The organism is Bacillus sp. FSL E2-8900 (genome assembly GCF_037966225.1).
Lineage (GTDB): Bacteria > Bacillota > Bacilli > Bacillales > Bacillaceae_G > Bacillus_A > Bacillus_A cereus.
The window spans coordinates 3,164,606-3,176,570 of record NZ_CP150193.1 but is presented as its reverse complement, the minus strand read 5'-3'; the positions used below and the strand labels follow the sequence as shown (position 1 = coordinate 3,176,570).

Here is an 11,965-nt window from a genome sequence, read left to right as displayed (position 1 = left end):
TTAAAAGTGGACTGACGTTTCAGAATAACAGATCGATGGATTAACCCAATAGCCATAAATACAAGGTTTTAATTTTTCGAAGGGCACCTAATTTAATATTATTGTCCCGCTTTTTTATACTTATTGACGCGTTAAATCCATTTAAAATGCTCCTTAATGGCGTTGGGCGTGACCTTCATTAAAATTTTTTAAACCTAATGGGACTTACCATTAAGAGGGCGAGGATTAAAGTAATCCATGCATTACTATATGAAAACAATGCCATGCCAGCCAATGATAATCCTGCAGCTGGAATAGGTAATCCCTTAAAATATCCAATAGTTGGTTTAATACTAAATTTAGCTAATCTTAAAGCACCCATTGTTGGGAATAGGATAAATGCCAAAGAAGTTAAAATAGAAGGTGTTGCTATCGTATGAAATAAAAGCGCAGGAGCGACGCCGAAACTAACAATATCAGCTAAGGAATCCAATTCTACGCCAAACTCACTGTTCACTTTTAATTTTCTTGCAATTCTTCCATCAAGAAAATCTAAAACAGCTGAAAAGAAAATGAGAATGGAGGCTGCTCCTAAATATTCACTCATATTCAAGGTGATTGAGAAAACACCGCACAATAAATTTCCAATCGTAAATAAATTCGGTATAACTTTTACAAGCTGATTAAACAAGTTTGTTCCTCCTAAATTAATTAAACTTCACATTTCTGTAGCAATTTCTATATATTCTTCCGTTATTCTTAAAAATATATGACCACTGTATTACTGTAAGCTAATTAAATTTCGATAAGAGAAAAATTGATTTCTTAAATGTTCCACGGGTTTATAAAAATGTTTAATCATTTTCAGTACGCGTTATTGAATATTAGCACCTGATAGTTGATATTTCGAGTAGTCAGGGATTTTCCGGTTCTGGTGCAAAAAATTAAAGGTAATTAAAAATAATCTCTAAAAAGGAGACATAATGATACTATTATTTTAAAAAGGTTCGTGGTTGGTATCGAATATGAAAAAATAGAATTTTTATACAAAAATCACCCGAAAGGGTGCCTTTTGTACCTCTTAAAATGACTGAAGATGTGTTTACTTGAGTTCATTAGGTAGTTAGAGGTTGATAGACTATCTTTAACGAAAATGTTGAGTAGTTCATCTTCATTATATATCAATTTAATAATGATTGGGATTTAGAAAGTTCCATGGAAAGTACATATCAACCTGATTGGAAGATTGGAAATTTAATAACTGGTGATACATTTTACTTAACGCAACATTTTGGTGCGCAAATGAAAATTTTTAAAGTCCACACAAATGGTACCCTAGAACGATTCCAAACAATAGAACCAGAATTAAAATAAAATTTTTGTAGCATCAATTAAATTCATTTCTTTTTATGCAAACACACTTTCAGCGGAACTAACTTCTTCACTATTTTGCGCTGGAAAGACTGTATAAAAAATGGTTACGTTTTCTGATCTTGAAATAACCCTCTCAAATTGCAATCCTGCTTTTTCTAAAAGCTTTACTGCATCAACAATAGAAGTAATTGCTACAAAAGTTTTTCAAATAAAATTTATAAAAGCTTGATAGGTAATACCAAGGGAAAAGACCGTAGCTACTATATGTGCAGTCCATTTAGGCATATTTAAATTTAATACGGTATTGTACAACATTCCATATACGATACAAATGATTAATATGAATGCAATGAATTGAAGAACTAATAAAAATAGCGGTTGTTCCATTTATTCTCACTTCCTTTATTTGATATATTAATATAATTTATTTAAATGTGAAAGTTTTATTTCTATGAATTTCCAAAAAATGTGATATGAAAGGCATAGTAGTAATCACAAGAATTACTGCAAAACTATAAATGGAACTAAAAGTATTATGACGAGATCAGTAAAATAGTAAAGAAGGTCACCATTCACGGCGACCTTCTTTACTATGCGTTATACCCAAATAATTTTAAATCTTCTCCTGAATCTGAAATGATTTTCTCAAATCGTAATCCTACTTTTTCTAAAAGCTTTCCTGAGGCGATGTTATCTACAGAAGTAATTGCTACAATTCGTTTCATGCCAAGCTTTTGTACACCGTATTCGATTATCGCAGAAGCTGACTCGTAGCCATATCCTTTTGAACGGAATGTCTCTAAAAAGGCAAACCCGATATCAACGTTTTCTAATGAATCTCTTTTAATAAGGCCACACATACCAAGTGGAGTGAGATCTTTTTTTCGTTCTACTAAGTAAAGGCCGAATCCAAGTTTGTTATACATATCGATGGGACCGTTTACAATATAATTTTTTGCATCTTCTAAGTTACTAACTCCTTTGTCACCGATAAACTGAATCCATGCAGGATCGTTTACTAACTCAAGAATAAAAGGAGCGTCTTTTATATCAAACCAGCGAAGATTAAGACGTTCAGTTTCAAGAACTATCAATAATTACACCACCTTTAAAAAGTTATAACAATTAGTATGGATTGTGTAAAACAAAAGTGCAACATATTTTAATGGGGGTGTTTGTTCACATAAAGTTCGTTTGTTTTGTATAGAGAGATATCTTATAATTAGGATTAATTGTAAAGAGTGAGATGCTTATACAATGACTCCTAGGTGACTAGGAGTTTTTACTATATAACTATCATTATTACTAAATATGACACACTATACATTCTACTCAAGGAGGTACATAATGAAGAAATTATATAATGCATCGTTTACGTATTTGATTATCGGTTTATTATCAGGGATTTTCGCTAGGGAGTATGGTAAGTATAAAGGGATTTTAGGGTCTACTTTGTTAAATCTTTTGCATACGCATACACTTGTACTTGGCTTTTTCTTCTTTTTAATTGCTTTAGGATTAGCAAAAGTATTCGCGTTTCATGAAGTGCAAGGGTTTAATAAGTGGTTTGTTTTACATAATATTGCATTAACATTAATGTTAGGTTCGCTAGCAGCGAGAGGGCTTCTTCAGTTAAATGGAGCTGACTTTAAAGGGTTAACTTATATTGTAGGATTTTCTCATTCGTTGATGGCAGTTACTTTAATTTGGTTTATGTTGTTAATAAAGAAATCGTTTAAAATGTAGTGAAAAAGAACTTGTAGCGTGTGCTGCAGGTTCTTTTTTGTATGTTCAGGTTTAATAATCTTATTTTTCTAATTATTTTGTATAAAGATGGTATACTTGTTTTAAAATTAAAAAGGAGAGTTGATTATGGAAATAACAATTGAACATGTAGTAAATGAATTAAAAGGCATACTTCCTGAAGATCGAGTAGTAATAAATATGACAGTACGAGAGTTACATAGTAAAGATGAATCTTACCATAGTAGTAGTTTGCCTGATGTAGTTGTTTTTCCAAAAACGACCGAAGAAGTTAGCGCGATAATGAAAATAGCGATTCAGCATGGAACAGCTGTCGTTCCATTTGGAGTAGGATCCAGTTTAGAGGGACATGTAATTCCTTACGAAAAAGGAATTACAATGGACTTTTCTCTTATGAACAAAATACTTGAAATAAGAGAAAATGATTTTCTTGTGAGAGTACAGCCAGGGGTGACGCGCTCTCAGCTTAATAAAGAATTGAAAAAGTATGGATTATTTTTTAGTGTAGACCCAGGAGCTGATGCAACGTTAGGAGGAATGGCTGCTACAAATGCGAGCGGAACGACAGCGGTAAAGTATGGGGTAATGCGTGATCAAGTTCGAGATTTAGAAGTCGTTCTTGCTGATGGAGTAGTAATACATACCGGGAATTTAGCGGCGAAGTCATCATCAGGTTATCATTTAAATGGTATTTTCGTAGGCTCAGAAGGAACACTTGGATGTTTCACGGAGTTAACTTTAAAAGTATACGGTATACCAGAACATGTTATGGCTGCGAGGGCATCGTTTCCAACTATAAATGATGCAGTAGAAGCTGTAATTAACATATTACAGGCAGGTATTCCAATCGCGAGAATTGAACTCGTTGATGAATTATCTATGAAACAAGTAAATCATTACAATGAAACAAGTTACAGAGAAGAACCGACACTGTTTTTAGAGTTTCACGGCAATGAAGCAGGGTTAAAGCAAGATATTGAATTTACGAAAGAAATCGTTCTTGATCATAAATGTATAGAAATTGCGTTTGAGATGGAAACAGCAGCGAGAAATAAACTGTGGGATGCAAGACATAACTTAGCGTACTCTTACGTGCATAGTTATCCTGGTAAAAAGCTAATGAGTACAGACGTATGTGTACCAATTTCGGAATTAGCTGGAGCGATTCAACATGCGAAAGAGGTATTACATAAAGTAGGGCTTATTGGCGGTATTCTCGGTCATGTTGGGGATGGGAATTTCCATGTACTCTTAATGATTGACACAAATGATAAGGAGGAAGTGAAGAAGGCAGACGAAATAAATGAAAGTATCGTTCAGTATGCTCTTAAACGAGGAGGAACGTGTACAGGAGAACATGGCGTTGGAATCGGGAAACGAAAGTATCAAGAAGAAGAACATGGGGAGGCATTATTTGTAATGGGGAAAATAAAGAAAGTTCTTGATCCGCAAAATATTTTGAATCCGAAAAAGGTGTTTCAATTAAAAGATAGGGGCTGAGTGGATGAAAGTAATATAGCTGGAAAGTATTTTGCATTTTGGACCGGCTGCTGCACTCCCAAGTGTATTAGCGGCAGTATGGCATAACATTGCAGGGCCAATATTAGCAACCATCTGGTCAAAAAATGCAAAGAACACTGTCAGCGATGAAAATGTATCAATAAATATAGAAAAATAGGAATGATAAATAATGCAAAAACGTATTGTACATTTTGAAGGAATGGTTGTATTTTTAGCCACGATTTATATGTATTCGATATATGAGTTTAGTTGGATTATATTTTTTGTATTCCTTTTAGCGCCGGATCTATCAATGTTAGCATATGGGATTAATAATCACGTTGGTGCGAAAATATATAATGTATGTCACACATATATCATATCCATATTAATTGTTCTAATAGGTGTCTATTTTAAGATAGATACCGTTATAATGATTGGCTTAATATGGACAGCACATATTGGAATGGATCGAATGTTTGGATATGGATTGAAATATGAGACGGATTTTAAGGATACTCATATTCAGAGGTTATAAGAAAAAGTATTCATATTTACAGCGGGTCTATTAAAATATTGAACAAAATTCAGTGAATGAATTTCGTTCAATTGTTGAGAAATATATATATAGATAGATAGATAGATATAATCGAATTATGTTATTTTTATGATAATTAAAAGAAGGAGAGTGGATTTGATGAATATACAAATCACTGGCAATGAATTAATTAATAAGATGCTGAATGATTGGTATCGAGATATTAGAGCTCAACGTATAAGTGAAGCAAAAAAAATAAAAGAAGAGATCGATAAAAAGCTTTATATTATCGAATCAGATATAAAGGTTTCATTTCACTATTATCTGTTAGAATTTCGATATAAAGTGCTAATAGATGGTTTAGGTAATTTGAAAAAAGCTTTTGATAAAATAGATGCATTGCCTAAACCAAATGATGAATATTCTAATTATTATTATTATTTATTCAAAGCCATTCATTATACAATTCTTACTAATTATAGTGAAGCTAGCAACTATTTTGAAAAAGCTGAAGGGTTATTAGAGCATATTTCAGATGAAATTGAATATGCAGAGTTTAATTATAGAGTTGCTATATTAAAATACCACTTGCATTACGCATATTCAGCTATTGAATACGCTTCAAAGGCAAGAGATATCTTTGTTAAACAAGCAGGGTATGAAGTGAACATAGCGCTGTGCGAAAATATATTAGGATTATCTTTTTCGGAATTAAAGCAGCATGATAAAGGTGAGGAATATATTGCGTCAGCAATAAACATTTTACAAAAAAATGATGCAGAAATGTTAGTATTAAGAATCAGACATAATTTAGGTTTATTGTATGCGAGTCAAAATCTTTCAGTTTTAGCAATTAGACACTTATCTGAGGTTTCTAAAAAAATGCCTACTCATTATAAGGCAATCTTTTTAGAGGCAAGAGAATATTATAAATTAGGTGAAATAGAAAAAGCGAAGGAATTAATTGAAAGTGGATTGAAGGTTTGTGAGGAATTAAAAAATGATGAATATAGATATCACTTTTTAATTCTAAAGGGATTTTGTCAACATTTAGAGGTAGAAAAAATAGAAAAAATTATTGTTGAAGGTTTTTCTTACTTTGAAAGAAAAAATTTATCGGAGTATATTCACGAATATACTGAAAGTCTGGCACTAGAGTTTCATAAAGTAGGTAATATAGAAAAAGCAGAAAAGTATTTTTTTATGAGTTATGAAATAAAAAAGAGAATATTTGAAAAAGAAGCATTAAAATAAAGAAAAAACTTGGATTATCTATAATGGGAATAGCAGCTGGAGTTATGGGGTTTTATGGTAGAAGGTCTTTGCAATAAATTAGCTCACAGTGGATATGGTGGAACGTTTATAATTATAAAACCTAATGAAAATCCATATGCTGTCTCTGAAGATACAACGATGCCTGCAAAACAAATCTTCTATTAAACGTGGGTAATTAAACAAGTCACAAATTATAATTTGTGACTTGTTTAAGGTTGGATACTAAATGTGTTGCTTTCAATATTGAAAGCAACTTTTAAGTTTGTGATTAATAGTGAACTTAATAAATTTTGGGTTAAAATAAAAACAAATTTTTAATCAAGTCCCACAAAAAGTACGATAAGGGCGATTCGTCGGTGCAGGTGGAATGCAGTATTCTTCTTGATCTGTAGAATACGCATAAGGGTTTGATAAAGCTTCAAGAAGTTTCTCCATTACGCTATAGTCGTCATTTGTAACAGCTGCTTCTAGTGCTTCTTCTACACGGTGGTTCCTCGGGATGATTGATGGGTTATTATTTTTCATCATCTCGTAGGCGTTTTCTTTCGATTGTTCTTGTCTGTCTAATCGAGATTGCCACAGTTTGTACCATTCTTTAAATTCAGGACTTTTAAATAGAGCTGTATTTTCGATAGCATCAAGAGTTAATGAACGGAATGTATTTGTGTAATCCGCTTTATATTTCTCCATCATTTTTAAAAGTTGCTCAATAAGTGAGTGATCTTGTTCTTCGTTGCTAAATAGTCCTAATTTCTTTTTCATTCCAAGGAACCACTGTTTTTCATACTGTACGCTAAATTTCGAAATTTCGTCTTGAGCGATTTTTAATGCTTCTTCTTCATCTTCGTGCAGAATTGGTATTAAAGATTCAGCTAGTCGTGCTAGATCCCATGCGGCCATATATGGTTGATTTCCATATGCATAACGACCTTGTGTGTCAATAGAGCTAAATACAGTTCCTTGGTCGTAATTGTCCATAAATGCACAAGGACCGTAATCAATTGTTTCGCCACTGATCGTTATATTGTCAGTGTTCATTACGCCGTGAATAAATCCAACAAGTTGCCATTTTGCGATAAGACTGGCTTGTCTTTTAATGACTTCTTGTAGTAATGCAGTATATCGGTTTTCATGAGATTCAATTTCTGGGTAATGCCTTTTTATTGTATAGTCAGCTAGTGATTTCAGGTCCTCTATTGAACCACGAGCTGCAGCATATTGAAATGTACCGACGCGAATATGGCTACTAGCTACTCTAGTTAAAATTGCTCCAGGTAACTTTGTTTCACGATAGGTTGGTTCACCGGTTGTGACAACTGCTAAACTGCGGGTAGTTGGAATATCGAGTGCATACATTGCTTCGCTAATAATATATTCACGTAGCATCGGACCGAGTGCAGCACGGCCATCTCCTCGGCGTGAATAGGGAGTAGGGCCAGAACCTTTCAGTTGAATATCGAAACGCTCACCTGAAGGAGTAATTTGTTCGCCAATTAAAAGAGCGCGACCGTCGCCTAACATATTAAAATGTCCGAATTGATGACCAGCATATGCTTGAGCTAATGGATGAGCTCCTTCTGGGAGTGCATTACCAGCGAAAATAGCAATTTCAGCTTCCTTTTTCAGTTCTTCAGGGGTCAAGCCAAGAGATATCGCTAATGAATGGTTTAGTTTAACTAACTCCGGTGAACTTACGGGAGTAGGGGGGATTTCTGTATAAAATGATTGTGGTAAAGTCGTATAACTATTATCTAAATTCCAACCTGTTTCATTATTTTTAGTCATTGTATCTCCTCCTTTTTGTATTTTAAGTTATGTATTTGTACGTATGTATTCTTTGTAAAGTTAACTAAAAGTATAATATAATATTTCCCCTTGCAATCTATTGTAAGGACTTCATTGCACTATGTCTATTTAACAGCAAATTTAAAACCTCCATTTTAAGAAAATGGAGGTTTTATTATTATTTAATTTTTACAATTATTTTTCCTTTTGCTCTTCCAGACTCTGAATATTCCATTGCTTTTTGCGCATCTTCAAAAGGGAAAATTCGATCGATTACCGGTTTAATTTTTCCGGCTTCAATATAGTTTGCAATAGTACGTAATTGATCCCCGCTTGGCTTCATAAATAAAAATGAATATTGAGCATTATGCTTTTTTTCAAGTGCAGTAAGTTTTTTGCTGGCTAATGAAAATAAGAGAGTTTTAAAGAATCCTGAACCAAATTCTTTACCGAAGCGAGCATTCGGCATACCTGAAACGGAAACAATGTTTCCTCCGCTTTTTATAATATTGAATGATTTTTCAAGTGTTGCACCGCCGATTGTATCAAATACCCCATCATAATTTTTTAGTATATCTTCAAATTTTTCTGTTTTGTAATTAATAATTTCATCTGCGCCAAGAGACGTTACTAAATTCGCACCAGCTTCACTAGCAGTCGTTGTAACAGTAGCACCCATTATTTTTGCTAACTGAATAGCGAAAGTACCAACACCACCGGACCCAGCGTGAATTAAAATCTTTTGTCCTTTTTGTAATTGCATGATGTCATGTAAAGCTTGATAGGAAGTTAAGCCAACGAGTGGAATCGAAGCCGCTTCCTCAAAACTTAGATTTTTTGGTTTTAAAGCAATATCATCTTCATGAATGGCTATATACTCCGCGAAAGTACCAATCTTATTTTTTCTTGGACGAGCATATATTTCATCACCGACTTTAAAACGAGTCACTTTTGATCCAACCTTCGTGATGACACCGGAAAAGTCATTCCCAAGGATTAGAGGCATTTCATATTTCAGTAACATTTTAACTTTTCCATCACGTATTTTAAAATCAATTGGGTTAATACTAGCTGCATGAATTTCTGCGAGCACTTCATACTCATTAATTTCAGGAGTAGGTACCTCTGCCATACGCATTGGGACTTTTCCATATCTATCAATTATCATTGCTTTCATATCTTATACCTCCAAGTTTTAATAAAAGTTTTGCAATAGCTTCTCAATATCTAATACAAGATTTTTTAATAAACCTAATTTTGTACGTATATCAATATAATAAAAATTTTTTGTACCTTCTTTTCTCATTAAAATAATGCCAGCTTCTCGTAAAATCTTAAGGTGATGTGATACTGCTGGACGGGAAAGGTGTGTTTGCTTCGTGATTTCTCCTACACGTAATCCTGTTTGACATTCCGTTTCCATTAGCACTAATAAAATAGCTTGACGTGTTTCATCACCAATTGCCAATAATACTTTTTGAGAATCAATAAAATCTTTTTTTATAATATTTAATTGTTCTTGTTTATTCATTTCAATCACTTTGCCTCCAGGTAATTAGTCGAAAGGTTTAAGATGATAAACCATTATTTCGATACGGTAATGCTACATGATTGTTGCATGAGGTGCAATATTGAGAAAGAAAATCGAGACGAATGAATTTTTTATTGTTGAAAATTATAGGGAGATAGAAAAGGGATTGGAAGGATTACATAACACAATAGATGAAGTTTTAAAAACAAAAAATGATGTAACAATAAAATAAGCGGTCGTAACCTTGTATAATCCATAAGGTTACGACCGCTTATAATGTTTGTATTATTTTTGATTTTTACGATAGAACATGGTTCAACGTAAAGTACATTCTTTTGTTTTACACTTTCATACAGACACAATTCAGGTAGATTATAGATGTATGAAAAGGTAAAAGGAATTTTGGGGCGTAATCTATCTATATGATAATTCAAAATGAAATATAAGTCTATATTTTAATGTTTTTTTTGATTATATTTATGTCACTGTGCTCAGAACAATGATGTGGAGGGTAAATATATGAAATCGAATTATGTACCAGTTTTAATTGTTGGAGGGGGATTATCTGGGTTAGCGTCTGCGTTATTTCTTGCAAAACATAACATTGAGTACTTACTTATTGAAAGGCATCCATCTACTGCCATTCATCCGAAAGCAGGTGGTCTTACTTTACGTACAATGGAGTTATTTCGAGAATTAGGCTTGGAACAAAGAATTAAATTGGCAGGTAAAGCATTAGAGAACTGCCGAGGAAGAATAGCGGTTCATACAATAGCTGAAGCGAATAAAGAAGAATTGGAACAAATGAGAGCGACGCAATACAGAAACGATGAAGAGTTACTTCAAAAAATAGAAAAGATTAGTCCATCAAAACAAACTGCATGTTATCAAATTATTTTAGAAGAGATGATGTTACAAGAAGCAAAAACGCTAGGCGGACAACTATCTTTTTATCATGAATTAGTTTCATTTGAACAAAGTGAAAACGGGGTAAAAGCAAAGCTTCGAAATCGTGAAACAGACAAAGAAAGTGTCATACATTGTGACTATGTAATTGCAGCGGATGGAGCGAAAAGTAAAATACGTGAGCAGTTAGGGATTAAAACTGAGGGTCGTGGAACCATTGGTGGCTATTATATGAATATTTATTTTGAAGCTGATTTAAGAGAGTTTATACAAGGAGACGCATTCGGTTTTTCGATGATACTTCATCCGGAGGTTCTTGGTGCACTTATCCCGGTTGATAACGTAAAAAAATGGATTTATCATGTAGCCTACGATCCATTAAAAGGAGAGGGGCTAGAGGACTTCACTATAGAACGTTGTAAACAAATTATTCAAATAGCAATTGGAAGTACAAATGTTGAATCAAAAATATTAAGTGTTTTACCGTGGAAAGCGGCCGAAAGTACAGCGGTGAAATTTCAAGGGAATCGAACCTTTTTAGTTGGAGATTCAGCACATATTATGCCGCCAACAGGAGGATTTGGTTCAAATACAGGAATACAAGATGCGCATAACTTAGCTTGGAAATTAGCGGCTGTTATAAAAGGGAAGGCAAAACCAAAACTGTTAGAAACATATCATGAGGAGAGACACTCTGTTGCAAAATTAACGACAGCTTATGCAAGTAGTTTACTGTTTCGTGCTGCGAATAGAGAGGAAGGCAGTTTGAATAATATGGATGGTTTAGCTGTTACAGTTGGATATCAGTATGGTTCAGAGGCAATTATAGATGATTCAGTCACTCCGCATAGAATGGATAGCATAGAGTTGAACGGAAGACCTGGAACGCGAGCGCCACATTTATGGGGAACGTATGAAGGGAAGAAAGTTTCTACATTAGACTTATTCGGTAACAGTTTTGTATTACTTACAGGAGTAGAAAATAGTTCTTGGGCTGAGGCAGCACATGCTGTTTCAGCTAAATTAGGAATACATATAAAAGGGTATCGTGTTGGCTTAAGTGGAGACTTTGTTGTTCCAGAAGATATTTTTAGCAAATTATATGGTATAGAGAATGGAGGTGCTGTATTAATTAGACCAGATGGCTTTATCGGATGGCGTTCGGAAAAAACGGTAGTAAATCCAGATATAGTATTGGAAGGGGTAATGAGAAATTTATTATGTGATTTTTAAGTAACTACAGAAATATTGTTTTATGCGCTTCACTGTACTGAAAAAAATATTCACAAATTTCAATAGGTTTGATATGATTA

14 protein-coding genes and 1 pseudogene are annotated in these 11,965 nt (G+C 33.6%); 9 read left to right on the top strand and 6 right to left on the bottom strand.

What is annotated here, in order from left to right; translation table 11 throughout:
• Positions 1 to 178 precede the first annotated feature (178 nt).
• Complete coding sequence (gene pssA / locus NST90_RS16285) at positions 179 to 670, bottom strand: CDP-diacylglycerol--serine O-phosphatidyltransferase (protein WP_000483080.1); 492 nt, start codon at positions 668 to 670, stop codon at positions 179 to 181.
• A 524-nt stretch (positions 671 to 1,194) separates the two neighbouring features.
• On the opposite strand from pssA, the gene NST90_RS16280 reads away from it, so the two are divergent.
• Entirely contained in the window at positions 1,195 to 1,353 is a 159-nt protein-coding gene (locus NST90_RS16280; RefSeq protein WP_000446433.1) for a DUF5065 family protein, read from the top strand.
• Between the two features lie 204 nt (positions 1,354 to 1,557).
• Here the strand turns inward: NST90_RS16280 and NST90_RS16275 are convergent, their stop codons facing one another.
• A complete protein-coding gene (locus tag NST90_RS16275) occupies positions 1,558 to 1,740 on the bottom strand; it encodes a hypothetical protein (RefSeq protein WP_000437513.1) in 183 nt (60 codons plus the stop codon).
• Between the two features lie 203 nt (positions 1,741 to 1,943).
• Entirely contained in the window at positions 1,944 to 2,447 is a 504-nt protein-coding gene (locus NST90_RS16270) for a GNAT family N-acetyltransferase (protein WP_000636209.1), read from the bottom strand.
• Positions 2,448 to 2,700: 253 nt separating this feature from the next.
• Between NST90_RS16270 and NST90_RS16265 the strand changes: the two genes are divergently transcribed.
• The 6 genes and pseudogenes from NST90_RS16265 to NST90_RS16240 all read left to right on the top strand — a co-directional run bounded on the left by NST90_RS16265 (position 2,701) and on the right by NST90_RS16240 (position 6,595).
• A complete protein-coding gene (locus NST90_RS16265; protein ID WP_000737896.1) occupies positions 2,701 to 3,099 on the top strand; it encodes a DUF2871 family protein in 399 nt (132 codons plus the stop codon).
• 126 nt (positions 3,100 to 3,225) lie between these two features.
• Positions 3,226 to 4,617 carry an FAD-linked oxidase C-terminal domain-containing protein gene (locus NST90_RS16260; protein ID WP_025708906.1) on the top strand — a complete coding sequence of 464 codons (1,392 nt, stop codon included), beginning with the start codon at positions 3,226 to 3,228 and terminating at the stop codon, positions 4,615 to 4,617.
• A gap of 34 nt (positions 4,618 to 4,651) precedes the next feature.
• Positions 4,652 to 4,795 (top strand): annotated as a pseudogene (locus NST90_RS16255) (bile acid:sodium symporter family protein); the annotation flags it as partial.
• Between the two features lie 12 nt (positions 4,796 to 4,807).
• Positions 4,808 to 5,155: a DUF4260 domain-containing protein gene (locus NST90_RS16250; protein ID WP_001172063.1), complete on the top strand. Its 348-nt coding sequence runs from the start codon at positions 4,808 to 4,810 to the stop codon at positions 5,153 to 5,155.
• Between the two features lie 159 nt (positions 5,156 to 5,314).
• On the top strand, positions 5,315 to 6,409 hold the full coding sequence (locus NST90_RS16245; RefSeq protein WP_025708904.1) for a histidine kinase: 1,095 nt from the start codon (positions 5,315 to 5,317) through the stop codon (positions 6,407 to 6,409).
• Between the two features lie 54 nt (positions 6,410 to 6,463).
• Entirely contained in the window at positions 6,464 to 6,595 is a 132-nt protein-coding gene (locus tag NST90_RS16240) for a hypothetical protein (RefSeq protein WP_033695106.1), read from the top strand.
• Between the two features lie 153 nt (positions 6,596 to 6,748).
• Here NST90_RS16240 and NST90_RS16235 read toward each other — a convergent pair whose 3' ends face one another.
• From NST90_RS16235 to NST90_RS16225, 3 genes are all read right to left on the bottom strand, one after another.
• A complete protein-coding gene (locus tag NST90_RS16235; protein WP_025708902.1) occupies positions 6,749 to 8,215 on the bottom strand; it encodes a YdiU family protein in 1,467 nt (488 codons plus the stop codon).
• A gap of 178 nt (positions 8,216 to 8,393) precedes the next feature.
• Positions 8,394 to 9,392, bottom strand: a complete 999-nt coding sequence (locus tag NST90_RS16230) for an NADP-dependent oxidoreductase (protein ID WP_025708900.1) — start codon at positions 9,390 to 9,392, stop codon at positions 8,394 to 8,396.
• A gap of 18 nt (positions 9,393 to 9,410) precedes the next feature.
• Positions 9,411 to 9,755, bottom strand: coding sequence for a metalloregulator ArsR/SmtB family transcription factor (locus NST90_RS16225; RefSeq protein ID WP_000571870.1), 345 nt, complete (start codon positions 9,753 to 9,755; stop codon positions 9,411 to 9,413).
• A 91-nt stretch (positions 9,756 to 9,846) separates the two neighbouring features.
• Between NST90_RS16225 and NST90_RS16220 the strand changes: the two genes are divergently transcribed.
• Positions 9,847 to 9,978: a hypothetical protein gene (locus tag NST90_RS16220; protein WP_001227549.1), complete on the top strand. Its 132-nt coding sequence runs from the start codon at positions 9,847 to 9,849 to the stop codon at positions 9,976 to 9,978.
• Positions 9,979 to 10,265: 287 nt separating this feature from the next.
• Positions 10,266 to 11,885 carry an FAD-dependent oxidoreductase gene (locus NST90_RS16215; RefSeq protein ID WP_025708897.1) on the top strand — a complete coding sequence of 540 codons (1,620 nt, stop codon included), beginning with the start codon at positions 10,266 to 10,268 and terminating at the stop codon, positions 11,883 to 11,885.
• The last annotated feature ends 80 nt before the right edge of the window (positions 11,886 to 11,965 follow it).